At 64.1% G+C, this 24,814-nt stretch carries 23 protein-coding genes and 1 pseudogene; 17 read left to right on the top strand and 7 right to left on the bottom strand.

The features are described from left to right. Window positions 1-203: 203 nt before the first annotated feature. Entirely contained in the window at window positions 204-1,196 is a 993-nt protein-coding gene (locus CO656_RS00995; RefSeq protein WP_083853938.1) for an autoinducer 2 ABC transporter substrate-binding protein, read from the bottom strand. Window positions 1,197-1,435: 239 nt separating this feature from the next. Here CO656_RS00995 and CO656_RS00990 point away from each other — a divergent pair, with 239 nt between their 5' ends. From CO656_RS00990 to CO656_RS00965, 6 genes are all read left to right on the top strand, one after another. Continuing rightward, on the top strand, window positions 1,436-2,512 hold the full coding sequence (locus tag CO656_RS00990) for a LacI family DNA-binding transcriptional regulator (protein WP_097524488.1): 1,077 nt from the start codon (window positions 1,436-1,438) through the stop codon (window positions 2,510-2,512). 43 nt (window positions 2,513-2,555) lie between these two features. Continuing rightward, window positions 2,556-3,029, top strand: coding sequence for an Lrp/AsnC family transcriptional regulator (locus CO656_RS00985; protein WP_037384241.1), 474 nt, complete (start codon window positions 2,556-2,558; stop codon window positions 3,027-3,029). Continuing rightward, window positions 3,026-3,652, top strand: coding sequence for a LysE family transporter (locus CO656_RS00980; RefSeq protein WP_097524487.1), 627 nt, complete (start codon window positions 3,026-3,028; stop codon window positions 3,650-3,652). Before CO656_RS00985 ends, CO656_RS00980 begins: the two co-directional genes overlap by 4 nt. A gap of 154 nt (window positions 3,653-3,806) precedes the next feature. Further along, window positions 3,807-4,259 (top strand): helix-turn-helix transcriptional regulator, encoded by a 453-nt coding sequence (locus CO656_RS00975; RefSeq protein ID WP_037416631.1) that lies wholly within the window; start codon window positions 3,807-3,809, stop codon window positions 4,257-4,259. Window positions 4,260-4,322: 63 nt separating this feature from the next. Next, entirely contained in the window at window positions 4,323-5,051 is a 729-nt protein-coding gene (locus CO656_RS00970; protein WP_097524486.1) for a TfuA-like protein, read from the top strand. Between the two features lie 111 nt (window positions 5,052-5,162). Continuing rightward, the gene (locus tag CO656_RS00965; protein ID WP_179864672.1) at window positions 5,163-6,041 is read left to right on the top strand and encodes a PaaX family transcriptional regulator C-terminal domain-containing protein; all 879 of its coding nucleotides are present in this window, start codon (window positions 5,163-5,165) and stop codon (window positions 6,039-6,041) included. 10 nt (window positions 6,042-6,051) lie between these two features. Here CO656_RS00965 and CO656_RS00960 read toward each other — a convergent pair whose 3' ends face one another. After that, window positions 6,052-6,522 (bottom strand): Lrp/AsnC family transcriptional regulator, encoded by a 471-nt coding sequence (locus CO656_RS00960; protein ID WP_097524484.1) that lies wholly within the window; start codon window positions 6,520-6,522, stop codon window positions 6,052-6,054. A 118-nt stretch (window positions 6,523-6,640) separates the two neighbouring features. Here CO656_RS00960 and CO656_RS00955 point away from each other — a divergent pair, with 118 nt between their 5' ends. Further along, window positions 6,641-8,719 (top strand): transketolase C-terminal domain-containing protein, encoded by a 2,079-nt coding sequence (locus CO656_RS00955; RefSeq protein WP_097524483.1) that lies wholly within the window; start codon window positions 6,641-6,643, stop codon window positions 8,717-8,719. Window positions 8,720-8,721: 2 nt separating this feature from the next. Next, on the top strand, window positions 8,722-9,948 hold the full coding sequence (locus CO656_RS00950) for a 2-oxo acid dehydrogenase subunit E2 (protein ID WP_097524482.1): 1,227 nt from the start codon (window positions 8,722-8,724) through the stop codon (window positions 9,946-9,948). A gap of 77 nt (window positions 9,949-10,025) precedes the next feature. Here the strand turns inward: CO656_RS00950 and CO656_RS30075 are convergent, their stop codons facing one another. Next, a complete protein-coding gene (locus CO656_RS30075) occupies window positions 10,026-10,181 on the bottom strand; it encodes a hypothetical protein (protein WP_158255700.1) in 156 nt (51 codons plus the stop codon). Between the two features lie 323 nt (window positions 10,182-10,504). On the opposite strand from CO656_RS30075, the gene CO656_RS00945 reads away from it, so the two are divergent. The 7 genes from CO656_RS00945 to CO656_RS00915 all read left to right on the top strand — a co-directional run bounded on the left by CO656_RS00945 (window position 10,505) and on the right by CO656_RS00915 (window position 19,609). After that, a complete protein-coding gene (locus CO656_RS00945) occupies window positions 10,505-11,095 on the top strand; it encodes an ANTAR domain-containing response regulator (RefSeq protein ID WP_097524481.1) in 591 nt (196 codons plus the stop codon). Window positions 11,096-11,201: 106 nt separating this feature from the next. Then, on the top strand, window positions 11,202-12,446 hold the full coding sequence (locus tag CO656_RS00940) for a CmpA/NrtA family ABC transporter substrate-binding protein (protein WP_234819632.1): 1,245 nt from the start codon (window positions 11,202-11,204) through the stop codon (window positions 12,444-12,446). A 357-nt stretch (window positions 12,447-12,803) separates the two neighbouring features. Further along, the gene (locus tag CO656_RS00935; protein WP_037416572.1) at window positions 12,804-12,998 is read left to right on the top strand and encodes a hypothetical protein; all 195 of its coding nucleotides are present in this window, start codon (window positions 12,804-12,806) and stop codon (window positions 12,996-12,998) included. 7 nt (window positions 12,999-13,005) lie between these two features. Further along, window positions 13,006-15,468 carry a nitrite reductase large subunit NirB gene (nirB, locus tag CO656_RS00930; RefSeq protein ID WP_097524479.1) on the top strand — a complete coding sequence of 821 codons (2,463 nt, stop codon included), beginning with the start codon at window positions 13,006-13,008 and terminating at the stop codon, window positions 15,466-15,468. A gap of 10 nt (window positions 15,469-15,478) precedes the next feature. After that, on the top strand, window positions 15,479-15,811 hold the full coding sequence (gene nirD / locus CO656_RS00925) for a nitrite reductase small subunit NirD (RefSeq protein ID WP_037416566.1): 333 nt from the start codon (window positions 15,479-15,481) through the stop codon (window positions 15,809-15,811). Window positions 15,812-15,813: 2 nt separating this feature from the next. Then, the gene (locus CO656_RS00920) at window positions 15,814-18,471 is read left to right on the top strand and encodes a nitrate reductase (RefSeq protein ID WP_097524478.1); all 2,658 of its coding nucleotides are present in this window, start codon (window positions 15,814-15,816) and stop codon (window positions 18,469-18,471) included. Further along, window positions 18,443-19,609, top strand: coding sequence for an SAM-dependent methyltransferase (locus CO656_RS00915; protein WP_097524477.1), 1,167 nt, complete (start codon window positions 18,443-18,445; stop codon window positions 19,607-19,609). The genes CO656_RS00920 and CO656_RS00915 overlap by 29 nt, the downstream gene beginning before the upstream one ends. Before the next feature lie 8 nt (window positions 19,610-19,617). Here the strand turns inward: CO656_RS00915 and CO656_RS00910 are convergent, their stop codons facing one another. Both CO656_RS00910 and CO656_RS00905 read right to left on the bottom strand, forming a co-directional pair. Continuing rightward, the gene (locus CO656_RS00910; protein ID WP_097524476.1) at window positions 19,618-20,082 is read right to left on the bottom strand and encodes an NUDIX domain-containing protein; all 465 of its coding nucleotides are present in this window, start codon (window positions 20,080-20,082) and stop codon (window positions 19,618-19,620) included. Between the two features lie 106 nt (window positions 20,083-20,188). Further along, window positions 20,189-20,642: pseudogene (locus CO656_RS00905) on the bottom strand (pyridoxamine 5'-phosphate oxidase family protein). A gap of 367 nt (window positions 20,643-21,009) precedes the next feature. On the opposite strand from CO656_RS00905, the gene CO656_RS00900 reads away from it, so the two are divergent. Further along, window positions 21,010-21,321, top strand: a complete 312-nt coding sequence (locus CO656_RS00900) for a hypothetical protein (protein ID WP_234819616.1) — start codon at window positions 21,010-21,012, stop codon at window positions 21,319-21,321. A 25-nt stretch (window positions 21,322-21,346) separates the two neighbouring features. Here CO656_RS00900 and CO656_RS00895 read toward each other — a convergent pair whose 3' ends face one another. Together CO656_RS00895 and CO656_RS00890 are read right to left on the bottom strand one after the other, a co-directional pair. Further along, window positions 21,347-22,120 (bottom strand): slipin family protein, encoded by a 774-nt coding sequence (locus CO656_RS00895; RefSeq protein WP_037416550.1) that lies wholly within the window; start codon window positions 22,118-22,120, stop codon window positions 21,347-21,349. Beyond that, window positions 22,120-23,502: a nodulation protein NfeD gene (locus tag CO656_RS00890; RefSeq protein WP_037416547.1), complete on the bottom strand. Its 1,383-nt coding sequence runs from the start codon at window positions 23,500-23,502 to the stop codon at window positions 22,120-22,122. Before CO656_RS00890 ends, CO656_RS00895 begins: the two co-directional genes overlap by 1 nt. A gap of 302 nt (window positions 23,503-23,804) precedes the next feature. On the opposite strand from CO656_RS00890, the gene CO656_RS00885 reads away from it, so the two are divergent. After that, window positions 23,805-24,809, top strand: coding sequence for a LacI family DNA-binding transcriptional regulator (locus CO656_RS00885; protein ID WP_097524475.1), 1,005 nt, complete (start codon window positions 23,805-23,807; stop codon window positions 24,807-24,809). The last annotated feature ends 5 nt before the right edge of the window (window positions 24,810-24,814 follow it).

Here is a 24,814-nt window from a genome sequence, read left to right as displayed (position 1 = left end):
ACTTCGTTTCACGAGACTTGCCAGGCCGGCCGGAGCCGGCCCAGCAGCCGGGAGAACCCGATTGCATGTCTCCTTGGATCGATCCCGATTTAAGGACAAAGACATGCAGCAATTCAAAGTGCTACAGCGACCTTTACGCGTCTCGTAGGATGTACGGTGCTGTAGGGCGGGATGCACGGCGCGCATCCCGCCTGGAAACACCGTCAGAGACCCATCGCGGCGAGGTCGGCGACGGTGTCCTTGTTGATCGGTACCAGCTGGTCGACGATGATGTTGCGGTTCTGGAAGTCCGGATGGACGACGCCCAGGCCTTCGATCTCGTCGCCGTCCTTGATCTCCTCGCCCTTGAGCAACTTATCGGCCATCGTCACGAAGACTTCGCCCGCCTGCTTCGGATTCCACATGAAGCCGCCGGAGATCGCGTCGGACTTCACCAGCTTCTGGCCCTGTCCGGGCGAGAAGGGCCCGAGAACGAAGATCTCGCCCACTTTGCGGCGTTCCTCGATCGCACGGCCGGCGCCGATCGGGCCCTGGCTGCCGAAGGCGAGGAAGCCTTTGAGGTTCGGATGAGCGGAGATCAGGTCAAGCGCCGTCGAGCGGCTCTTGTCGACATCCTCGGCAACGCCGTAGCGCTCGCCGACCAGGGTCATCTCCGGGTAGTTCTTCTTGATATAGGCGATCGCCGCATCAGCCCAGGCATTGTGCAGCGGCACGGTCAGCGAGCCGACGAAGACCGCATACTCGCCCTTGCCGCCCATCTTCTCAGCCAGCAGCTTGCCGTGCGCCTCGCCGAAGCCCTGGGACGAGGCAAGCTCGAAGTCCCAGTCGGCCCCCTTTTGGTTCGGCGATTCGTGGGTGATGACGATGATGCCCTTCTCCTTCGCCTTGGTGAGGACCGGCTCCAGCACCTTGGCATCGTTAGGCACGACGCCGATGACTTTGACGCCCTGGGCGATCAGATCCTCGATGGCGCGAACCTGCAGGGCCGGGTCGGCGCTCGTCGGACCGACCATGAAGGCGTCGAGGCCGAGCTTCTGGCCGCGCTCCTTGATGCCCATTTCCATGGCGTTGAACCACGGAATGCCGCCGATCTTGACGACTACGCCGACCTTCGGCGCATCCTGCGCCGCGACGGAAAAGGCACCGGCGAGCGAAAGCGAAGCCGCCAGAGCGGCAGCAAGAAATGTCTTGATCATGTCTCTCCTCCACAGGTTCCCGCAACGGGAACTCTCCCGGGCGCTTGCGCGCCGGCCTCCAGTTTCAATCCTCCTTGACGAGAAGCGAGTTTCCCGCCGCTGACCGTCGCCTCCTCAGGCGACCCACGCCGTGCGCAATCGATATTTCTTGTTTGCACAATCGATGGTGCAGAGACTATCCTGCAGACTTAATCTTTCGTCAAGCGGAAATCGGCTCTAAGAGATTCGAGGGGGCTCAGATGGCGAACAGCGGCAAGAAGAAGGCGACGATCTACGATCTCTCGGTGCTCTCGGGCAGCTCGCCTTCGACGGTGAGCGCCGTGCTGAACGGCACCTGGCGCAAGCGGCGCATCAAGGAAAGCACCGCCGAGCTCATTCGCAGCCTCGCCGAGACCCACCAGTATACCGCCAACCGCCAGGCGCGCGGTTTGCGCAGCTCGCGCTCGGGCCTCGTCGGGTTGCTCCTGCCGGTGCACGACAACCGTTACTTCTCCTCGCTCGCCCAGACCTTCGAGGCGCATGTGCGCAGCAAGGGCCAGTGCCCGATCGTCGTCAGCGCCAGCCGCGACCCGGAGGAGGAGCGCAAGACCGCCGAGACGCTGATCTCCTATTCGATCGACGAATTGTTCATCTGCGGCGCGACGGATCCGGACGGGGTTCACGAGGTCTGCGAAGCGGCCGGCCTGAAGCACATCAATATCGACCTGCCGGGCACGAAGGTCCCGTCCGTCATCAGCGACAATTTCGAAGGCGGCCGGCTGCTGACCGAGGCGATCATCCGCCACTTTCCCGCCGACCGGCCGCTCCAGCCGCGCGATCTCTACCTTTTCGGCGGCCGCAACGACCATGCGAGCCATGAGCGGATCCGCGGCTTCCGCGCCGTGAAAAAGGAACTCCTCGGCGACGATCCGGACGAATGCATCCAGCCGACCGGCTATGCCGCGAACAATGCGCGGAAGGCCTTCGACGCCTTCTACGCCCGGCACGGCAAGCTGCCGCGCGGCCTCTTCGTCAATTCGTCGATCAACTTCGAAGGCCTGTTGCGCTTCATGGCCGAGCATCCGCATAACAATTTCATCGACCTCGTCGTCGGCTGTTACGACTACGACCCTTTCGCCTCGTTTCTCCCTTTTCCCGTCATCATGATCCGGCAGGATGTTGAAGGAATGATCGCCAAGGCCTTCGAGGTGATCGAACAACCCCGGGCGGCGGCGCGCATCCATCTGGTGGAGCCGGTGCTCGTGCCGCCGAGGACGGCACTGACCGGGCCGCTCGATGCTCTGAAGGACATCGATCTGCCGCGGGGAGCACCTTAAATATTCTCTGTACATTAGCTGCCTTGCAATGTATTTTTCTGTAATGGACATTACAGACAAAAAAATCATTGGAATCCTAGCCAACGACGCTCGTGCCTCGCTGACGGACATCGGCGCCGCGGTGGACCTTTCGCCCTCGGCGGTCAACGAACGCATCCGCCGCCTGGTGACGAGCGGCGTCATCCGCCGCTTCACGCTCGAGGTCGATCACCGGATCCTCGGCTTCGACGTGCTTGCCTTCGTCTGGATCGCGCTGGCGACCGATGCCGACGAGAGCGAGTTTCGCAGCTTCATCGCCTCCCACCCGGCGGTTGCCGAGTGCCATCACGTGACCGGCGCCTGGTCCTACTGCGCCAAGGTGCGCATGCCGACGCTCGGCGACATCGAACCGTTTCTAGCGGAACTGAAGGCGCGCCGCTATCTCGCCCGCAGCGAGACTGTCCTGGCGCTCTCCACCGCCACGGAACGTCCGGTCACCTTGCCCGCGGGCGACGAGGCGAAGCGAGTGAGATCATGACCCTGTTCCTCTTCGCGAAGGGGCTGCTCCTCGGCCTTGCCATTGCTGCACCGCTCGGCCCGATCGGCGCGCTGTGCATCAGCCGTACGCTCGAGCGCGGCTTCTGGGCCGGCGTCGCCGGCGGTCTCGGCACGGCGCTGGCCGATGCAACCTATGCGATGATGGCGGCTGCCGGCTTTGCGGCCTTTGCGACGTTTCTCGCGACGCTTTCGGTGCCGCTCGGCGTCTTCGGCGGTGTCTTCATGCTCTGGCTCGGCTGGCGAGGATTGACGCCGCGGCCGATGGCGGCGGCGGCCGAGATCGGTGCACGCGATCTGCTGCACACCACCACCGCGACCTTCCTGCTGACGATGGCGAACCCGACCACGATCCTGACCTTCGCGGCGATCTTTGCGGGCCTCGGGCTTGCCGCCGTCGGCGATGGAGGGAGCGCCGCGATCCTGGTCGCCGGTGTCTTCCTCGGATCGCTCGGCTGGTGGTGCCTCCTGAGCGGCGGCGTCGCCCTTGCCAAGACCCGGCTGCCCGACGGTTTTTCCGCCTGGACCTCGCGTCTTTCCGGATTTCTCCTCATCGCTTTCGGCTTCGCCGCCCTTGCCTCGGCAGCGTCCGGCCTTGCAGGGTAGCGATTCATTTCGCAGCGACACGCGGCCAATACTCCTCCTTGCCGCAAAAGCGCCGTTTCAACCATAGAATTTAGCGCGCAGTGATTGCATCCGCTCGCTTATGCGAGCAGACTTACATATAACTGTAGTGAGAGATCGCGAGGAGAATCGTTTAATGAAGAAGAATCCAAATCCGATCGATACCTTCGTTGGTTCGCGGGTCAGAATGCGCAGATTGATGGTCGGAATGAGCCAGGAAAAACTCGCCGACGGCCTCGGGATCACATTCCAGCAGGTGCAGAAATACGAGAAGGGCACGAACCGCATCGGCGCGAGCCGGTTGCAGGCGATCGCCGATATTCTCGGCGTGCATCCGAGCTTCTTCTTCCAGCAGGACGAGAAGCCAGAGGCGCGAGAAACTGCGGCCGATGTGCATGAGTCGCACGAAATCTCTTCCTTTGTCGCCTCCAAGGAGGGGATCGCGCTCAACAGGGCATTCCTGAAGATCGCCGATCCGGTCTTGCGGAAGAAGATCATCGCCCTCGTCGCCGCCATGGCAAATTCCGGCGAGGCGGAACAGTCGGCCGTGCCGTCGGCGGCCCGCCATGCCGAACCCTTGCACAGCTAAGACCTGCAGCGCCGCGCGTCCTATCAGGCGCGCAACGGCTGCTGCAGCGCTTTGGACTGCTGCATGAAAATCCTATTCGTCGGCCCGACCGTCCCCGATGCGGCCAGAATTGCCGGCGACGCACTGGCCGTCCGGCCGCCCGCCACGCAGGGCGATCTCGTCCGCGCCGTCAACGAAGGGGCCACGGCCATCGGCCTGATCGACGGGAATTTCGAATATGTCGCTCCCGTCTGGCACAAGGAAATACTATTCGCCCTCTCTCAGGGTGTCGCAGTCCTCGGCGCCGCCAGCATGGGCGCCCTGCGGGCGGCCGAATGCGCCCCCTTCGGCATGGTCGGGATCGGTGCCGTTTTTCGCCAGTATATCGACGGCGAGACGGTGGACGACTCGGACGTGGCACTGCTGCATGCACCACGGGAACTCGGCTATGCGCCGCTTACGGTGCCGCTCGTCAATCTGCGTGCGACGCTGCGCCACCTCACGGAGCAGAATCTGTTATCGCACTCGGATGCGGCGCGCACCGCCGATGCGGCGGCAAGCCTGTTCTACAAGGAACGGAGCTGGGCCGCGATCTTTGCCCGCGCGGGCTTTGCGTCCGGAACCGATGCGGTGATGCTGCGCGCCAACTATGTCGACCAGAAGCGCATCGATGCACTCGAGCTTCTTGAAGCGCTGCAACGGATGCCGGCGGAAAGACGTGCGGCTCCGCGAGACTGGAATTTCAACGCAACCAGTCTCTGGACGACGATGCTGAGCCGGCTGCCTCCGTTCACCGAAATGGCGGATGTCTGAACGGCAGTGCGCTTTGGCTGATCGAATAGCTCGCCTCCATGGCTTCTCCATTGTGTTCTGCCACAGCCCATGGAATGTGATCGGGCTGGGAGAGAAGGCGCGAGTCGAATAATGGCAGAAGGCGAGGCAGACGGTCGCATAGCGGAACTTGTCGAGAACATTCTCGCCGAGACGCCCCTGAAGGCCGCCGGCTTCATCGTGACGATCTATGGAGACGTCGTGGAGCCCCGCGGCGGCGTCGTTTGGATCGGCAATCTGATCGACACCTGCGCCGCGGTCGGCATCAGCGAAACGCTGGTGCGAACCGCCGTCTCGCGGCTGGTCGCGGCCGGGCAGTTGCTCGGCGAGAGAGAAGGACGGCGCAGCTACTATCGCCTTTCGAAAGCAGCCGGCAGCGCATTCGCTGCCGCGGCACGGATCATTTTCGGCAGCGCGCAGGCGGAAAGCTGGCAACTGGTGCATCTGAGCGGCGCCCGGGCCGAGGAAAGGATGCAGGCCCTCGAGCGCGCCGGCTACGCACGGCTAGACCCGCGCCTCGCCATCGGGCCTGCGAGAGAGAGGCCGGGATCGGCCGACGCCCTGGTGCTGCGCGCCGACTCGCCCGATTCGAAGGCGCTCGCCGCCTTTGTCCAGACCTATTGGGACCTCGCACCGCACGCTGCCGCCTATCGCCGATTCATCGACCAGTTCGCACCGGTGGTCCTTCTTGCGCAGAGCCTAGCGCCGGCCGCGGCGCTAACGATGCGGCTGCTTCTGATCCACCGGTTCCGCACCGTCCTGTTGCATGACCCCCGCCTGCCTGCTGCCGCATTGCCCGAGGATTGGCCCGGCATGGAGGCACGCCGCCTATTCGCCGCGCTTTACCGGCTCCTGTCGCCCTTAGCCGACGCCCATATCGGGCGGACCTTCGTCAGCGGGTTCGGTCCGCTCCCCGACGTCACCGAGGAGACTAAAAGGCGCCTTGCCCTGCTCGAAGCACAGGCTGCTTAGCTGCAGGCCACTACACCGGAACGGCGGTCGAGTATTTCACGCTCTTCAGGGCGAAATGCGAGGACGAGTTCGCCACCGCGTCATGCGTCAGGATGCCGTGCATCAGCAATCGCTCGTAATCGGCAACGTCCGCCACGACGACGCGCAAGAGATAGTCCCACTCGCCCGACATCGAATAGCATTCCAGCACTTCTTCGTGGCTCTCGACGAAGCGTTCGAAGCTTCGGCGGGCGACCAGGTCGTGCGACTTCATCCGCACATGACAGAAGACGTTCAGACCACGCCCGACCAGGTCCGGATTGACGAGCCGAACGGCCTTTCCGAGCACGCCGGCCGTATCGAGCGCCTTGATCCGCCGCCAGCAGGAGGCCGGCGAGGCACCCACCGCCTCGGCCAGCGCAGCGTGGCTGATATCGGCCTGTTCCTGGAGGATTCTCAGGATCTTTCGGTCGACCGTATCGAGATTGAACGTGCTCATCATAATTCTTTCGAAAATGAAACAGGTTCATCAATGGATATCGAAAATGCTGCAAGATTGAAACCGATTTGCGCCCGAGGCGAGCTACTCTTCCAGTGAGGAACCTGGAGGAGATAAGGCAATGGGACAGGCTGCACTCAAACCGGACCGCCGGAACGCACCGGACGAGAGCATCGCCTGGAAGCGGGTGGTGCATCTCACGCTTCTGTCCCGCGAACTCGACGAGATGGAGGAGAAACGCCTCGTCCCTGAGAAGAAGGTCCTCTATCAGTTTTCGGCCCGCGGCCATGACATGGCGCAGATCCTGCTGGGGCTGAAGCTCACGGGTAAGCATGACGCAGCCTGCGGCTATTACCGTTCCCGCCCACTGCTGCTGTCGCTCGGCGTCGATCCGGCCGACGCGCTCGGCTCGGCCATGGCGCGCGCCGGCGGCTATTCCGACGGCCGCGACATCGGCGTCGTCTTCAACTATCCCAATCCGAACGGCGCCTCGGCGCTGCCGATGTGCGGCGGCGTCGGATCGCAATACACGCCGACGGCCGGATGGGCGCAGGCGATCGCCTATTTCAGAAAGCACCTCAAAAACCGGGATTACGACCGCGACATCGCCGTCGTCCTCGGCGGCGACGCTTCGGTCGCCTCCAACGGCTTCTGGTCGGCGCTGACGGTCGCCACGACGCAGAGCCTGCCGATGCTCTTTTATATCGAAGACAACGGCTTCGGCATTTCGGTCCCCTCGACCTTGCAGACACCCGAGGGCAACATCGCCGCCAATCTCGCGGCCTGGAAAAACCTCACCATTCTCGATGGCGACGGCTCTGATCCGGAGGAGGCCGCACGGCTCACCGGAGGCGCCGTGGACCTCGTTCGCGACGAACGCCGGCCCGTCCTGCTGCGCCTGCGGGTGCCCCGCCTCGAGGGACACAGCTTCCAGGACACGCAGGCCTACAAGAGCGAAGAGCTCATCAGAAGCGAATGGGCGCGCGACCCGTTGCCGCGGCTGAAGGACTATCTGGTTCCTGCCGTCTTGAGCGAAAGGGAATGGGAAGAGGTCGCCGGCGCTGCCAGGGCGGCGGCCGAACAGGCACGCCTGGAGGCCGAGTCGCGGCCGGTCGCCGATCCCGCAACGCTGACCCGCAATGTCTTCTTCGAGGGCGAGATGCAGGCGATGGGCGGCCAGCACTGTAGCGGTTACCAACCACCCGCAGCGACCGACACGCCGACGGGCGACGGCCAGCGGATCAACATGGTGACCGCAATCCGGCGGACGCTCGACCTCGAAATGTCGATCAATGACAAGGTCATCCTGTTCGGCGAGGATATCGGCCCCAAGGGCGGCGTCCATGCCGTGACCCTCGGATTGCAGGAGAAATACGGCGCGGCCCGCGTGTTCGACACCTCGCTTTCGGAGGAAGGCATCGTCGGCCGCGCCGTCGGAATGGCGCTCGCCGGCCTCGTGCCCGTTCCCGAAATCCAGTTCCGCAAATATGCGGAACCGGCGATGGAACAGATCAATGATTGCGGCACGGTCCGCTGGCGCACGAACAACCGCTTCGCCGCCCCGATCGTCCTGCGCATGCCGGGCGGCTTCTTCAAATGCGGCGACCCGTGGCACAGCCAGACGAACGAGGTCGCCTTCGTCCACCAGCCGGGCTGGAAGGTCGCCGTTCCCTCCAACGCCGAGGATGCCGTCGGGCTCCTCAGAACGTCGTTGCGCGGCAACGACCCGGTGATCTTCTTCGAGCACCGCGCCATGCTGGACCATGCCTGGGCGCGCCGCCCCTATCCAGGCGACGCCTTCGCCCTGCCCTTCGGCAAGGCGAAGTTCACGCGCCAAGGCAAAGACGTCACGATCGTCACCTGGGGCGCGATGGTGCACCGCTGCGAGGAGGCGGCAGAGGGGATTTCCGCCGACGTCATCGACCTCAGGACATTGATGCCCTGGGACCGCGACGCGGTGCTTTCCTCGGTCCGCCGCACCCGCCGCTGCCTGATCGTTCACGAGGATCTCGGCACTGCCGGTTTCGGTGCCGAAATCGCCGCGGCCGTCGCCGACGAAGCCTTCATCGATCTCGACGCTCCGGTCTCGCGGCTCACCATGCCGGATATTCCAAGTCCCCATAATCCGGTCCTGCTCGACTGGGCGGTCCCCTCGACGGAACGGATCCGCCGGAAAATCACCGACCTGCTGGAGTATTGAGCATGGGCGACCTCATCGACATCAACGCCCCCATCGAGCAGGAGGGGACGAAGGCCGTAGTCCGCAACTGGCTCAAGAAAATCGGCGAAAGCGTGAAGTCGGGCGACCCGCTGGTCGAGCTCGAAACCGACAAGGTGACCCAGGAAGTCCCCGCCCCGGCCGACGGCATTCTCACGCAAATCCTGATGGAGAACGGCGACGATGCCGTGCCCGGCGCCGTTCTCGGCCGGATCGGCAGCGAAACACTCGGTCGTGAGCAGGTCGCCGTGCCGGCGCAGGGGTCGGCCCTGAGGACGCCCGGCGATGCGGGGGCACCGCATTTCTCTCCCGCCGTACGCCACGCGGCCGAGGAATACGGGATCGATCCGACGACCATTGCCGGCACCGGCCGGGACGGCCGCGTCACCCGCGCGGACATGGACAGGGCCTTCGCGCAAAGGCCGGAAGGCCGCGCTCCGGTGCCCGAGGCGAGGCCCACCCAACCGCCACCGCGGATGGAACCGGCGGAAAAGGCCACCTTGCTGCGTTCGCGAAAGATAGCGCACAGCGGCATGCGCAATTCGATCGCCGCGCATATGCTCTCGTCGGTGACCACCGCGCCGCACGTGACCGCCGTCTTCGAAGCCGATTTCTCGGCGGTCATGCGCCACCGGGATGTGCACAAAGCGAAGCTGGGGGCGGAGGGCATCACTCTCTCCTATACCGCCTATATCGTTTCCGCCTGCGTGGCGGCGATGCGCGCCGTCCCAGAAGTCAACAGCCGCTGGCACGAGGATGCGCTCGAAGTTTTCGACGACATCAACATCGGCGTCGGAACCGCGCTCGGCGACAAGGGACTGATCGTGCCGGTGATCCACCAGGCCCAGGATCTCCCCTTCGCCGGGATTGCGGCGAAGCTGCAGGACCTAACTGCCCGGGCACGGGCAAACGCCCTCGGCCCCGACGACGTTAGGGGTGGCACCTTCACCATTTCGAACCATGGCGTATCGGGCTCCTTGCTTGCGACACCGATCATCATCAACCAGCCGCAATCGGCGATCCTCGGGATTGGAAAACTCGAGAAGCGGGTCGTTGTGCGCGAGATCGACGGCGTCGACACGATCCAGGTGCGGCCGATGGCCTATGTGTCGCTGACCATCGACCACCGGGCGCTCGACGGCCATCAGACGAATATGTGGCTCACCCATTTTGTCCAGGCCTTAGAGACCTGGCCCCATGAACGAATGTAATAAATGCTGACGTGCGGGTCATAGGCGGACCCGATGATGAGCCATCAACGGCGGCAGCCCGCCAGCGGCAGCACCAGCTAGCGCGAAGCGTCCGTCTTCTCGAGCTTCGGCACCGTCCAATAGCGGCCGTCACCGGAATGGCGCTCCGCGGCCCAGAGCGGTCCCAGCCAGATGAGCAACAGACCGGCCGCCAGCGGTAAAGCCAAAACCGTAACGAACAGGACAGCTTGCATAGCAACATTTCCCATGCTCTGCAGCCGTCATCCTTGCTGACGGCTGCAACTTACAACCGGTCGGGTCTGCGAAAAGTTCCCATTGAGGTCGGCGCGGCTGTGCCCGCCAATCTTAGATGTAGGTCGGGAGTCGGGACCCAGCGAAACGACGCGGTTGCCCGCCGCCCCCGCCCACCATCAAAGATGGAAGTTACGGCCCATTTTTTGCGCAGCCATGTGTGCATGATGGGGCATTTAGCCCTAAATTTGAGCAATTCGATAATCCGCAAATTATTTAGGCACAGACATATTGCGAAAGTTGCTGCACTGCATCATGATGCAGCATGTCGCATCAAGATCTGACCATCCTAGTCATTGACGAGAACGCCATTCGCGCCTCGATCATCGAGGAAGGTCTGCGCGAAGCGGGCCACCGCAATGTTACAGTCATCCATGAAGTCCATGGGGTGGCGCGGATCATCGAGACGCTGCAGCCCGATGTGATCGTCATCGATATCGAGAATCCCAACCGGGACATGATGGAACACCTCTTCCAGCTGACGCGCACCGTTGGCCGGCCGATCGCCATGTTCGTCGACCGCTCCGACACGGCCTCGATCGAGGCAGCGGTCGAGGCGGGCGTCTCGGCCTACGTGATCGACGGGCTGAGAAAGGAGCGGGTCAAACCGATCCTCGACATGGCCGTCAGCCGCTTCAACGCCTTCAGCCGGCTGCAGCGCGAGCTTGCCGAGGCGAAATCGGCGCTCGAGGAGCGCAAGCTCGTCGAACGCGCCAAGGGCATTCTCATGAAAATGCGAGGGCTTTCCGAGGAGGAGGCCTTCACGCTGCTTCGCCAGACCGCGATGAACGAGAAAAAGAAGATTTCGGAAATCGCGCAAAGCGTGGTGACCGCCGCCGGATTGCTGATTCGATGAGGGACGGACGCCACGCGCATCGAGCAGCGCGTCGGGAGAGACCGGAGTGAATGCATTGACGAATATCGACGAGTCCAAGGCGAGCAAGCTCGCCGCCGGCGAGGCCCTGCCCGTTCCGTCCATCGTGGCAGCAGAAGGGTCGCGCACCGTGCGCGCCGGCTTCATTCCGCTCGTCGATGCGGCCGTGCTGATCGCCGCAGCCGAGTTCGGCTTCGCGCAAAAGCAAGGCATCACCCTCGATCTGGTGAAGGATGTCTCCTGGGCGAATGTGCGCGACCGGCTGGCCTTTCGTCAGTTCGACGTCGCGCACATGCTCGCGCCCATGCCGATCGCGGCGATGCTCGGCCTCGGCTCCAACCCGTCGCCGACGATCACGCCCATTTCGCTCGGGCGCGGCGGCAATGCGATCACCCTGTCGACGCGGCTCTATGCCGAGATGAGGAGGGAGGGCGAACTCTACGCGAGCGACAACGCTCTGGCCAATGCGCAAGCCCTGGCGGCGGTGATCCGTCGCGACCGGGCCGCCGGTCGTCCGCCGCTGACGCTTGGCGTCACTTATCCGTTTTCCTCGCATAATTACGAGTTCCGCTATTGGCTTGCCGCAGGCGGCGTCGATCCGGACCGCGACGTCAAGCTCGTCGTCGTACCGCCGCCGATGACATCCGACGCGCTGGCGGCCGGGGCGATCGACGGCTTTTGCGTCGGCGCTCCCTGGAACATGGTGGCCTCGGAACGCGGCGTCGGCCGCATCGTTGCGACCAAGCAGGACATCTGGCCGTCGGCGCCGGAAAAGGTGATCGGCATGCGGCCCGACTGGGCCGAGGCCAATCCAGAGACCGTTTCGCGACTGCTCGTCGCGCTCGATGCCGCCGCCCGCTGGTGCGACGCGGCGGAGAACCGCGCGGCTCTTGCAGAGGTCCTTTCCGCGCAGCGCTACGTCGCCGCCCCCGTCGATATCCTGCGACGGGTGCTGGCCGGTCAATTCACCATCGATCCCGAAGGTAACCAGCGGGTGGTCGACGACTATTTCGTCTTCCACGCCGGCTCGGCCAATTTCCCCCGCCCGAGCCAGGCGCTCTGGACCTACAGCCAAATGGTCCGCTGGGGACAGGCGGCTTTGTCCCCCGAGGGGCTGGAGGCGAGCGTTTCCGCCTACCGGCCCGACCTCTACCGCCGCGCGCTCGGACAAGCGGCCCCGCCGGCGGAGACCGATATTGTCCTCGAAGGCGCAATGCCCGGCGACGGCTTCATGGATGGACACGTCTTCGACCCCAAGCGGATCGGGGAATATATCGAGAGCTTCCCAGTGAAGGCGGCGGGGCTTCCCCCCGCCTCGCTCGACGACGTCTGAGCGATAAGCTGCTCGTTTCAACGGCAGAGGCTTCCCTTGAATGCCGCATCGCACAAAAATTAATCACAACACACCGTGTTTATTTATTGGGCAGACCTGCCGCGTTAGAAATTCCATTGCGAATTCAATTAGATAAGCGAATAATCCGAAACTGGCACGACGTTTGCTTTTGTAAAATTGCTTTAGTCAACGGCGATTGAAAGCGAGCTCGGGCGCCGCCAGCGCCCGTCAAAGACACCGACGTCGCAAGGCTTTGCCTCCAAGGGGATTTCTTCCAGGTCCCGGAGCGCAAATGTCCAAGCGGCGTTTTTTTGTGCCGGTCCCGGACCGGCCGGCAAATTTTGAGGAAACGTGCACATGACCAGGACCTCGATGGGCGGGCCACTCCGCCGCAGTCCCCCGAAGACAGCCGCAACGGGCGCGTCAAACCGCGCCTATCTGCGGGACCGGGTTTTGGCCATCCATCCGATCCTCAATCGAACCCACCTGAACTGTCGCGAAGTCGTGCTCTCTCTCGCCGAGCGACGCCACTTCGTCGAAGCTGCGGAGTAATTACCCAATGGCTGAAAGCACCCTTGAAAAACTCGTCATCATCGGCAACGGCATGGCGCCGGGCCGGATGCTGGAAGAGCTCTTCGAAAAGGCGCCCGGGCGCTATCAAGTGACGATCTTCAACGCCGAGCCGCGTGTCAATTACGACCGCATCATGCTCTCGCCGGTACTGTCCGGCGAGAAGGACTACGAAGAGATCATCATCCATGGCGACGGATGGTACATCAAGCACGGCATCACACTTTACAAGGGTCACAAGATCGTCGCGATCGACCGTTCCGCCAAGACCGTGACGTCGGATCACGGCGTCACCGAAAGCTACGACAAGTTGGTGATCGCCACCGGTTCGGTGCCCTTCATCATTCCAGTACCGGGAAAAGACCTGCAAGGCGTCATCACCTATCGCGACCTCGATGACGTGCAGGCGATGCTGCTCGCCGCCCAGTCGCGCGAGAAGGCGGTGGTCATCGGCGGCGGTCTGCTCGGCCTCGAAGCGGCCGCCGGCCTCAAGGCCCGCGGTATGGAGGTCACCGTCCTCCACGTCATGCCGACGCTGATGGAACGCCAGCTCGATCCGGCCGCCGGCTATCTCTTGCAGAAGGCGGTCGAAGAGCGCGGCATCAAGGTCCTGACCAAGGCGAACACCAAGCGGATCATCGGCGAAACCAGGGTCGAGGGCATCGAGCTCGAGGACGGCCGGATCATTCCGGCAACGCTGGTCGTGATGGCCGTCGGCATTCGGCCGAATGCTGGCCTCGCCAAGGATGCGGGGCTTGCGGTCAACCGCGGCATCGTCGTCGACGCCGGTATGCAGACTTCCGACGGCGACATCATGGCGCTCGGCGAGTGCGCCGAAGTCGGTGGAATGGTTTACGGCCTCGTGGCGCCGCTCTATGAGATGGCGCGGGTTGCCGCCTCCCACCTCGCCGGGGACCGCAAGGCCGCCTTCGTCCACTCGGACACGCCGACCAAGCTCAAGGTGACCGGCATCAATCTCTATTCCGTCGGCGATTTCGCCGATGGCGATGGGCGCGAGGAGATCGTGCTTCGCGATGCCACCGCCGGCATCTACAAGCGGCTGGTGCTCAAGGAGAACCGCATCATCGGTTCGGTTCTCTATGGCGACACCGCGGACGGCGCCTGGTTCAACGACCTGTTGAAGCGCGGCACCGATATCACCGAAATGCGCGACACATTGATCTTCGGCCAGGCCTACCAGGGAGGAGCCCCTCTGGACCCTACGGCGGCCGTTGCAGCCTTGCCGGATGATGCGGAAATCTGCGGCTGCAACGGCGTGTGCAAGGGCAAGATCGTTTCGACGATCACCGGCAAGGGCCTGACCTCGCTCGACGAGGTTCGCGCCCACACCAAGGCATCCGCCTCCTGCGGCTCCTGCACCGGACTTGTCGAGCAGTTGATGTCGCTCACGCTTGGCGAGAGCTACAACCCGGCCGCCGTGCAGCCGATGTGCAACTGCACCGAGCTCGGCCATGACGACGTGCGCCGGCTGATCAAGGCGAAGGGGTTGAAGACCATTCCGGCCGTCATGCAGGAGCTCGAGTGGAAGACATCCTGCGGCTGCGCCAAATGTCGGCCGGCCCTCAACTACTACCTCGTCTGCGATTGGCCGGACGAATATGCCGACGACTACCAGTCGCGTTTCATCAATGAGCGCGTCCACGCTAATATCCAGAAGGACGGCACCTATTCGGTCGTGCCGCGCATGTGGGGCGGCGTCACCAGCTCCAACGAACTGCGCGCCATCGCCGATGTAGTCGACAAGTTCAATGTCCCGCTGGTCAAGGTCACCGGCGGCCAGCGCATCGACCTGCTGGGCATCGAGAAGGAGGACCTGCCGGCCGTCTGGGCCGATCTCGGCAAGGCGGGCTTCGTCTCCGGCCAGGCCTATGCCAAGGGCTTGCGAACGGTGAAGACCTGCGTCGGCTCGCAATGGTGTCGCTTCGGCACCCAGGATTCGACCGGCCTCGGGATCCGCATCGAAAAGTTCATGTGGGGCTCGTGGACACCGGCCAAGCTGAAGATGGCTGTCTCCGGCTGCCCGCGCAACTGCGCCGAGGCGACCTGCAAGGACATCGGAGTCATCTGCGTCGACTCCGGCTTCGAAATCCACTTTGCCGGTGCCGCCGGTCTCGACATCAAGGGCACCGAGGTTCTGGGGCTCGTCAAGACCGAAGACGAGGCGCTCGAGCATATCGTCGCGCTGACGCAGATGTACCGCGAACAGGCCCGTTACCTGGAGCGCATCTACAAGTGGGCAAAGCGCATCGGCCTCGACGAAATCCGCCGGCAGATCATGGACGATGCGGAGAAGCGCAAGGGCTACTACGACCGCTTTGTCTTCAGCCAGAAATTTGCACAGGTCGATCCCTGGTCGGAACGGGTCTCCGGCAAGGACAAGCACGAGTTCCGGCCGATGGCGACGGTCGGGTTCAACCAGGCAGCGGAATGAGGTGAGGACAATGAACTGGATAGCTATTGGCGACATCAGCGACATTCCGCTTCGCGGCGCCCGTTGCGTCAAGACGCCGATCGGCAAGATCGCTGTCTTCCGGACCGCCGAGAACGAGGTCTTTGCGATCGAGGATCACTGCCCCCACAAGGGCGGCCCGCTCAGCCAGGGCATCGTCCATGGCAACGCGGTCACCTGCCCGCTGCACAACTGGGTGATTTCGCTGGAGACCGGCAAGGCGCTCGGCGCCGACGAAGGCGCGGTGCGCACCATACCGGTCAGGAATGACAATGGCGCGCTCTCCATCGCGCTCGAGAACCTGGCACTGGCAGCGGCGGAGTAGGCATGGCGTGCGAGGTCAAGACCACCTGTCCCTATTGCGGCGTCGGCTGCGGCGTCATCGCCCGCGTGGGCGAGGACGGTGCGGTCAGCGTCAAGGGCGATCCCGAGCACCCGGCCAATTTCGGCCGGCTCTGCTCGAAGGGATTGGCGCTGGCCGAAACTCTCGATCTCGACGGTCGCCTGCTCCATCCGGAAGTCGGCGGCCGCCGGGCTGGCTGGGACGAAGCGCTTGACCTCGTCGCCGAACGGTTTTCCCAAAGCATCGCCGAACACGGGCCGGATTCGGTGGCCTTTTATGTCTCGGGGCAATTGCTGACCGAGGACTACTACCTCGCCAACAAGCTGATGAAGGGCTTCATCGGCTCGGCCAATATCGACACCAATTCGCGCCTCTGCATGTCCTCTTCGGTCGCCGGCCACCGGCGCGCCTTCGGCGCCGATACGGTACCGGGCACCTATGAAGACATCGAGCTTGCCGACCTCGTCATCCTGACGGGCTCCAACATGGCCTGGTGCCATCCGGTCCTCTACCAGCGCCTTTCGGCAGCGAAGGCCAACCGCCCGAAAATGAAGGTCGTGGTCATCGACCCGCGTCGGACGATGACGGCCGACATCGCCGACATGCATCTGGCGATCGCGCCCGACGGCGACACGGCGCTCTTCAACGGGCTGCTTGCGCATCTGGCAGAGAGCGGCGCCATCGATCGGGACTATGTGTCCGCCCACACGCAAGGCTTCGCCGAGGCCCTTCAGGCCGCGTCGGCACTCGATCTCCCTGCGCTGTCGGCGGCGACGGGCCTCACGCCCAAGCAGTTGCGCGACTTTTTCCGGCTGTTCGAAACGACGGAGAGGGTCGTCACCTGCTACAGCCAGGGCGTCAACCAGTCCTCCGCCGGGACCGACAAGGTGAACGCCATCCTCAACTGCCATCTGGCGACCGGCCGCATCGGCCGCCCTGGCATGGGCCCCTTCTCGCTGACCGGCCAGCCGAATGCGATGGGCGGCCGCGAAGTCGGCGGACTGGCGAACATGCTTGCTGCCCATTTGGATATCGACAAGGCGGTTGACCGCGATCTGGTGCGCCGCTTCTGGGGAGCGCCGAGCATCGCCGCGAAGCAGGGCCTCAAGGCGGTGGACATGTTCCGCGCCGTTGCCGATGGCAGGATCAAGGCGCTGTGGATCATGGCTACGAATCCGGTCGTTTCCATGCCCGACGCCGACGCCGTCGAGGCGGCGATCAAGGCCTGTCCCTTCGTCGTCGTCTCGGAGATGCAGCGGCAGACCGATACGGCCCGCCACGCCCAGGTCCTGCTCCCCTCGCTCGGCTGGGGCGAGAAGGACGGCACGGTGACCAATTCCGAGCGGCGCATCTCGCGCCAGCGCGCCTTTCTTCCGGTACCGGGCGAAGCGCGGGCCGACTGGTGGCAACTCGCCGAGGTCGCGCGGCGGATGGGCTTTGACGAGGCCTTCAGCCATTCGTCGCAATCCGAGATCTTCGCCGAGCACGCCGCACTTTCCGGCTTCGAAAACGATGGGCGCCGCGATTTCGACATCAGCGCCCACGCGGCGATCGACCGGGCGACCTATGACGAGCTCAGGCCCTTCCAATGGCCGCAGCCGAAAGGAAGCGCGCCTCAGGTCAAGCGCTTCTTCGCCAAGGGCGGCTTCTATCATCCGGATGGCCGCGCCCGCTTCATCGCCGTTCAGGCGCCGCAGGCGCGCCGCGCCAACGAGGCCTTCCCTTCGACCCTCAACACCGGCCGGGTGCGCGACCACTGGCACACGATGACCCGTACCGGCAAGAGCGCCCGGCTATCGAGCCATCTCGCCGAGCCCTTCGTGGAAATTCATCCGCGCGACGCGCAGAAGGCCGGCGTCTCCGTCGCCGACCTCGTCATGCTCGAAAGCCGGCATGGCACGGCGATCGTGCGGGCGCTCGTCACCGAACGGCAGGCCGAAGGCAATCTCTTCGTGCCGATGCACTGGAACGATCAGTTCGCCTCGAAGGCGCGGATCGACGCTCTGGTCCCGCCGGTCACCGACCCGGTCTCGGGCCAACCTGCCTCGAAGAACGTCGCTGTTCGGGCGAAGCGTTTCGCCGCAAAAGCCTACGGCTTCGCCGTTTCGGCCGAAAAGCCTGAGCAGTTCGACGCGGCCTACTGGGCGATCGCCAAGGCCGAGGGCGGATGGCGCATGGAACTCGCCTTCACCGGCGCGGACGGCGATTGGATAGGCTGGTGCCGGCAGGCCTTCTCCATTCCCGCCGATATTGACCCGATCGGCTATACGGACCGGACCTCGGGAGAACTCCGCCTTGCCTTCTTCGACGGCGACAGGCTGCTTGCCGCGCTCTTCCTCTCGCCCCGGCCGGTTGCGGTGGCGCGAAACTGGGCGGTTTCGCAGCTTGGCGTTTCGCACGCCAATCTCAGCAAGCGCTTCGCCATGGCCGCCGGCCGCCCCGGTGCCGACAAGCCCGACCCGGGCGCAACCGTCTGTTCCTGCTTCAGCGTCGGCGTCAACCAGATCACCGCCGCGATCCGCGGAGGCTGTCACAGCGTCGAAGCCATTGGCGAGAAGACCAGCGCCGGAACCAATTGCGGTTCCTGCCGCTCCGAAATCAGGGGGATCATCAATGCATGCCTTGCCGCCGCTGCCGAGTGATCGCGCCTCGAAGCCGCAGCGTGTCGCGGCACTGGCGACGCTGCCGCTCTTCTGGACGCTGAAAGGCAAGCGTGTCGTCGTCGCCGGCGGCAGCGACGGCGCCGCCTGGAAGACCGAACTGCTTGCCGCCTGCGGCGCCGAGGTGCACGTCTACGCATCGCATGCGGACCTCGGCGACGGCTTCCACGACCTGCTCGGCCGCGGCGCCGCCGATCGGGACGGCTCCTTCGTGCACCATGATCAGACCTGGCATGACGGGATCTTCGGCGATGCCGCGCTGGCGATCGGCGACTGTGAAGACGACGAGGAGGCCGAAGCCTTCTTCAATGCGGCCCGTGCCGCCGGTGTGCCCGTCAACGTCATTGACAAGCCGCAATTCTGCCAGTTCCAGTTCGGGTCGATCGTCAATCGATCGCCCGTTGTCGTGGCAATCTCGACCGACGGAGCAGCGCCGATCCTGGCGCAGGCGATCCGCCGCCGTATCGAGACGCTGCTGCCGCCGGCGATGAAGCGTTGGGCCGGCGTGGCCCAGGCGATCCGCGAACGGGTGAATGCCCGCCTGCAGCCGGGCGCTCAGCGCCGCACGTTCTGGGAGCGCTTTGTCGATCGGGCTTTCATCGAAACACCGGAGGAGGGTGTGGAGACGCGGCTGATGGCGGAGGTGGATCGTTTGGCGACGCCCCGCCGCGCCGTTGGCCGCGTCACCATCGTCGGCGCCGGACCGGGCGACGCGGAGCTCTTGACGCTGAAGGCGGTCCGCGCCCTGCAGGCCGCCGACGTCATCCTCTACGACGAACGGATCTCCAACGACGTGCTGGAACTCGCTCGGCGCGAGGCCAGGCGCATCCTTGTCAACCAGCGAAGCCGGGATACGGGCGCCGGAGATGGAAGCAACGCGATTGCCGCTCTCGCGAGAGCCGGAAAACGCGTCGTGCAGCTCCAGGCGGGCGATCCGGCAAGCGATGCCGAAACGCGGGAGGCGGCCGCATGGCTCGGCCAACGCGGCATCCCGGTAGAGATCGTCCCCGGCGTCGCCGATCGCCGTCGCGGCGCCTGGGAGAACTGCGATGCGCAGGCGCTCGTCGTCGCGGGCATGGCCGAGCAGGCGCACGAGCGGCTCCGGGTCGCCGGCCATTAGATGGCATGCTAGCGGCGGTTATGGCGGTCTTCCAAACGATCGATGAATGCCGTTTGAGCGGCGTTTATCTTTGCCCGCGCCTCCTCGAGCGTGAACCATTCCGCCCGATCAACTTCGGGGAAGGATTGCATGCGCCCGCTTCCAGGCGGCCACTCTATCTCGAACAGGTTGCTGCGAATGCTGGCGATGTCGAACTCGCTTTCGCCCGCGAAGGCGGTGATCAGCTTGCCGCTTTTCAGGCGCGCCTCGCCGAGCGGCTCCAACGGCCCCGTGACGGCGATGCCGGTCTCCTCGAGGAACTCGCGGCGCGCCGCCGCTTCCGGCTCTTCGCCCCCCTCGTATTCGCCTTTCGGGATCGACCAGGCCCCGAGATCCCGGTTGCTCCAGAAGGGGCCGCCGGGATGAACGAGCAGGACGAGAAGCGCACCGGCTTCGTATCTGTAGAGCAGGATGCCTGCGCTTTTCTTCGGCATGTGCGATCCTCCGATCGATAGTCCGGCGCCCGTTCGGCCTCAGCGGCCGGGGCAGGATACATCGTAGCGGCGGCTTCGGACGAATGTCCGTCGCGCGCACAGAGTTTCAGCCCCGGTCATCTGCCGCGGCGGCACGTCCGGTCATCTCGTCGATGCCGATGCAATAGAAGAGATGCGGCGAAGCGCCGAGCATCTTCTGCGGCGTCGGCTTCAATCCTCCGGGTTCCCACCAGTTGACGTGCTTCTCCAGAAGAGACCAGGCGTGCATGCGTTCGCGTGCCATTGTGGCGTTTCCGGAAGCTACCGATACTGGCCATAGAGGAGCACGCTCTTCCAGCCCTGCGCGCCTATAAACACGTCGATCTGCAGACATGCGGATTGACGCGCATCCACTCGATCTTCCGGCCCGGCATGGAGAAGCTGTAGAGGCGCCGGCCGGCATAGGCATAATGGATCGGAACGACATAGGGCCGGTCGTCCTTTGAACAGGCGAGCCTGGCGAGCCGCCCCGACGTCACGACAGCGATGCACTCCGCTTCACTCATTTCCCTGATGAACATGATGTGAGTCACTTCATCAAGCGATCTAAATGCTTTAGTCTATGGCCGAAGCGCAGACCCGCCTTGACCGGCGTCAAGACGGATGGGTGCCGCGGCGGCGGCCCTGCGCTTCCAAATTGATGCGGATCAACGAATGTGGGGACTGGCCGCCCTAGCTTGGTAGCCAAAGGAGACCGCCAATCCGGGTCGTAGAGGGCGCCGTCACGTCTTCCACGACGCCGATGGTCCTGCTCAATGAGTTTTGTGTGCCGCTGATACAGCGAGATGCTGCAGAAGAGGAGGCTCTGCGATGTCGAAGACAATATCCGACCCTCTTGCATCAGAGACATGGCCACGATGGCCGGTAGGCCCTGAAGGTCGATCGCTGATGCTTTCGATGGCCCGTTTCCAGGCGGACTTCTTGCAGACCGCCTTGCGGGGTCAGATCGAGGCGCTCACCTTCATGCAGAGCCGCAGCGAGCAGCATCTGCAGCTCTGGGAGGAGCTGCTCGCGTCGGACTACGCGCGCGACGGCTTCGATCTCTACTGCGCCTTCTGGCGCAACGCCTTTCAGGACTATTCCGACGAGACGGAGCGGTTCACCCGAATGGGGGCAGAGCTCGCCACCCAGGCGGCAAAGCGCGTCAGCGAGGAGCAGGAAGAACTGACCGAGAAAGTGGCGCGGCAGATGGTGATGTGACGCGCCGGGGGCCTCGCCGGCGCTGCTATTCCGAGGAGCGTCCGGTCTTGGCCGAGAGGATTTCGGCGATTTCCATCGGGAACGGGAAGATGATCGTCGAGTTCTTCTCGCCGGCAATGACATTGAGCGTGCTGAGATAGCGAAGCTGCATGGCCTGCGGCTGGCGGGCGAGGATCTGCGCCGCTTCGAGCAGTTTCGCCGCCGCCTGCTGCTCGCCCTCGGCATTGATGACTTTGGCGCGCCGCTCGCGTTCGGCTTCCGCCTGGCGGGCGATTGCGCGGATCATCGATTCATTGATGTCAACATGTTTGATCTCGACGGTCGCGACCTTGATGCCCCAGGCATCGGTCTGCACGTCGAGAATCTTCTGGATATCGTCGTTCAGCCGGTCGCGCTCCGCCAGCATCTCGTCGAGATCATGCTTGCCGAGCACCGACCGCAAGGTCGTCTGGGCGAGCTGGCTCGTCGCCGCCATGAAATCCTCGACCTGGATCGTCGATTTCTCCGCATCAATCACGCGGAAATAAATGACCGCGCTGACGCGGACTGAGACGTTGTCGTGCGAGATGACGTCCTGGCTCGGCACGTCGAGCACGCGCGTGCGGAGGTCGACGCGCACCATCTGCTGCACGTAAGGAAGGAGCAGGATGAGGCCCGGTCCCTTGACGCCAGTGAAGCGGCCGAGCGTGAAGACGACGCCGCGTTCGTATTCCCGGAGGATCCGGATCGCGTAGGCAATGACGATCAGCAGGACAAACAGCGCCGCGGCGAGCGGGACGAGACTTCCTATGAAGGGCATCAAACTCCTCCTCTTCTGGCTTCCTTTGCCCGGCGCTCGACTTCGAGCGTCAAGCCGTCCCGGCCGACGACCATCACGTCCTCGCCGGGGCCTAGCGGATCGCTGCTCACCGCTCGCCAACGCTCCCCATGGGCGATGACGTAACCGTTGGCGCCTGCCCAGCTATCGACCTTGCCAAAAATACCGATCATCTGCTCGGCTCCGGTGGCGACCTTGTGCCGGCGGGACACGAAGGCGAGGCGGGCGACAATGAGGCTGAAGGCGAGGCTCGCGATCGCCACGCCGCCGAGAACCGGCCAAGACACCTGCAGCCCCGGCACGTCGGTATCGAAGAGGATGGCGGCACCGAGCACGATGGCAACGCCACCGCCGAGCCCGAGCACGCCGAAGGACGGCGCGTGCGCTTCGGCCACCAGCAATGCCACGCCGAGGATGATCAGTCCGATACCGGCATAGCTGACCGGCAGCACGGCGAGAGCATAGAGACCGAGCAGAAGGCAGATGCCGCCGACCGTGCCGGGCAGCACGGTGCCGGGCGACAGAAACTCGAAAATCAAGCCGTAGATGCCGACGAGCATCAGCAGCAGCGCGACATTCGGATCGGTGATCACCGAAAGGAGCCGCGTGCGCCAGTCGGGAAGCACGTCTTCAATTGAGAGCCCAATCGTATCGAGCCGGCTATCGGCCTGGCCGATGCGAACCGTTCGGCCATGGGCCTGCTTCAGCAGGTCCTCGACGGTGGCGGCTGTGAAATCGACGACCTTCTCCCGGACCGCCGCCGCCGAAGAGAGGCTTGCGGCCTCGCGCACGGCCTTTTCCGCCCAATCGACATTGCGATTGCGTAGCTCGGCAAGCCCGCGAATATAGGCCACCGCATCGTTGATCAGCTTTGCCTCGCCGGCGCTTGCCGGGCGTTTCGGAGCGTCGGTCTTGCCTTCCTCGGCAGGCTTGTCCTTGTCGCTTTCCTCGTCGCCGCCGAACAGCCCTCCGCCGATGGCGATCGGTGTCGCGGCGCCGAGATTGGTCCCCGGCGCCATCGCCGCCACGTGGCTCGCGTAAAGGATATAGGTCCCGGCGCTCGCCGCCCTGGCGCCACTCGGCGCAACGAAGCTGGCGACGGCTACGGGCGAATCGAGGATGGCCCGGATGATGGCGCGCATCGAGGTGTCGAGGCCGCCGGGCGTATCCATCTGCAAAACCACCAGTGACACGCCCCGATCCTTCCCACGCTGGAGTCCTCGGATCAAATATTCCGCGGTCGCCGGACTGATCGCGCCGTTGACGTGCAGCACCAATGCGACGCGCTCGGCCGCGGACACCGGTGGGACGGGAGAAGCGAAGGCCGACAAGATGAACAGAACAAGGGTGAGGATTCGGGACATCCGCCGTCAAGCCTCTGGTCGCGCTACGGGCCGAGCGGGAGTATGGATCGGACGCTATCCTACCCGCTCTCTACCTTTCGTCGAAATTCATGGTTTCTAATATAGGTTAGAACGGCAAAAAGCGTAAGGGATCTAGTCTCGATGCTCTGCCGCGAAAGTTGTATCGAGATGAAGCCGCATAGATTTTTGCACCTGCCGGGAACGCATGAGAAGAGGCGGCGACGAGGCAGTCAAGGTCTGTGATTGACTCCGTCCGTTTGATGATGGTATTACGTGAGTAATCGTTAACCCAAGGAACCACCGTGACGATTTCGTTGAGCGACATAGCCGAGCGTGCAGGCGTTTCCGTCAAGACCGTATCGGGTGCTCTTCATGGTGGCTCGGCCCGGATGTCGGAAGAGACGCGGCAGCGGATCAAGGAGATCGCCGAGGAACTCGGCTATGTCACCAATCTCGCCGCACGCAGCATGCGGCAGGGCTGGATGCCGCTGATCGGCGTCGTCGCCGACGAGTTGATCACCTCGCCTTTCGCGACCGAAATCATCCGCGGGCTCGACGGTGCGGCTCGGGCCTCAGAGATGGCCGTCTTCGCGATGACGCTCAGCGGTAGTCGCGACGTTGCTTCGGTGGTGGAGGAAGTCCGCCGCTTCCGCCCGCGGGCGATCGCCTATGCCGCGATGTACCACAAGACCGTCACGCTGCCGGAGGAGTTTGCCGGCACCGTCGGGGTGATGATCAACTGTCGTGAGGCGAGCGACCGCGTCACGTCTCTCGTGCCGGACGAGGTCGGCGCGGCGCATGAGATCACCAGCTACCTGATCGACGCAGGGCGGCGCAACATCGCCTTCATCAACCTGCCGGGCCTGCTCGCCGGCGACCTGCGCGAGATCGGCTTTCGCCAGGCGATGACGGAGGCCGGTCTCGATGGCGCCGGCGCAAGGCTGTTGCCGGCGGTGCGGCGCGCCACCTACAGCGACCGGGCGCCGAGCCTCGTCCACTCCCACGTCACCGAACTGATGCGCGGGCCAGACCGCCCGGATGCAATCCTCTGCGGCAACGACCGGGTTGCGATGGAGGTCTATGCCGCCCTGCGCCGGGTCGGCGCCGAGATCCCGGACGACGTCGCCGTCGCCAGCTTCGACAACCAGGTCGATATCGCCTCGCGCCTCGATCCGCCTTTGACGACCATGGCCCTGCCCCATCGCACGATGGGCCGCATGGCAGCCAACATTCTGCTGACCAATGATGCGGTGCCGGGAGAAGTGCGAAAGTTGCCGTTCCAATTGGTGGAGCGGCTATCCGTATGAATTTA

It is taken from the genome of Sinorhizobium sp. FG01 (assembly GCF_002531875.1).
Classification (GTDB): Bacteria; Pseudomonadota; Alphaproteobacteria; order Rhizobiales; family Rhizobiaceae; genus Sinorhizobium; species Sinorhizobium fredii_C.
This window is presented reverse-complemented; position numbering and strand designations above follow the sequence as displayed.

Bases quoted from the DNA above. Each gene is read 5' to 3' on its own strand.
- CO656_RS00950 (WP_097524482.1), top strand. From the start codon at position 8,722: ATGGGCGACCTCATCGACATCAACGCCCCCATCGAGCAGGAGGGGACG.
- CO656_RS00915 (WP_097524477.1), top strand. From the start codon at position 18,443: ATGCATGCCTTGCCGCCGCTGCCGAGTGATCGCGCCTCGAAGCCGCAG.
- CO656_RS00890 (WP_037416547.1), bottom strand. From the start codon at position 23,502: ATGTCCCGAATCCTCACCCTTGTTCTGTTCATCTTGTCGGCCTTCGCT.
- CO656_RS00985 (WP_037384241.1), top strand. From the start codon at position 2,556: ATGGACATTACAGACAAAAAAATCATTGGAATCCTAGCCAACGACGCT.
- CO656_RS00980 (WP_097524487.1), top strand. From the start codon at position 3,026: ATGACCCTGTTCCTCTTCGCGAAGGGGCTGCTCCTCGGCCTTGCCATT.
- CO656_RS00970 (WP_097524486.1), top strand. From the start codon at position 4,323: ATGAAAATCCTATTCGTCGGCCCGACCGTCCCCGATGCGGCCAGAATT.
- CO656_RS00990 (WP_097524488.1), top strand. From the start codon at position 1,436: ATGGCGAACAGCGGCAAGAAGAAGGCGACGATCTACGATCTCTCGGTG.
- CO656_RS00955 (WP_097524483.1), top strand. From the start codon at position 6,641: ATGGGACAGGCTGCACTCAAACCGGACCGCCGGAACGCACCGGACGAG.
- CO656_RS00965 (WP_179864672.1), top strand. From the start codon at position 5,163: ATGGCAGAAGGCGAGGCAGACGGTCGCATAGCGGAACTTGTCGAGAAC.
- CO656_RS00900 (WP_234819616.1), top strand. From the start codon at position 21,010: ATGCTTTCGATGGCCCGTTTCCAGGCGGACTTCTTGCAGACCGCCTTG.
- CO656_RS00920 (WP_097524478.1), top strand. From the start codon at position 15,814: ATGGCGTGCGAGGTCAAGACCACCTGTCCCTATTGCGGCGTCGGCTGC.
- CO656_RS00935 (WP_037416572.1), top strand. From the start codon at position 12,804: ATGACCAGGACCTCGATGGGCGGGCCACTCCGCCGCAGTCCCCCGAAG.
- CO656_RS00995 (WP_083853938.1), bottom strand. From the start codon at position 1,196: ATGATCAAGACATTTCTTGCTGCCGCTCTGGCGGCTTCGCTTTCGCTC.
- CO656_RS30075 (WP_158255700.1), bottom strand. From the start codon at position 10,181: ATGCAAGCTGTCCTGTTCGTTACGGTTTTGGCTTTACCGCTGGCGGCC.
- CO656_RS00975 (WP_037416631.1), top strand. From the start codon at position 3,807: ATGAAGAAGAATCCAAATCCGATCGATACCTTCGTTGGTTCGCGGGTC.
- CO656_RS00910 (WP_097524476.1), bottom strand. From the start codon at position 20,082: ATGCCGAAGAAAAGCGCAGGCATCCTGCTCTACAGATACGAAGCCGGT.
- CO656_RS00895 (WP_037416550.1), bottom strand. From the start codon at position 22,120: ATGCCCTTCATAGGAAGTCTCGTCCCGCTCGCCGCGGCGCTGTTTGTC.
- nirD (WP_037416566.1), top strand. From the start codon at position 15,479: ATGAACTGGATAGCTATTGGCGACATCAGCGACATTCCGCTTCGCGGC.
- nirB (WP_097524479.1), top strand. From the start codon at position 13,006: ATGGCTGAAAGCACCCTTGAAAAACTCGTCATCATCGGCAACGGCATG.
- CO656_RS00945 (WP_097524481.1), top strand. From the start codon at position 10,505: ATGTCGCATCAAGATCTGACCATCCTAGTCATTGACGAGAACGCCATT.
- CO656_RS00960 (WP_097524484.1), bottom strand. From the start codon at position 6,522: ATGATGAGCACGTTCAATCTCGATACGGTCGACCGAAAGATCCTGAGA.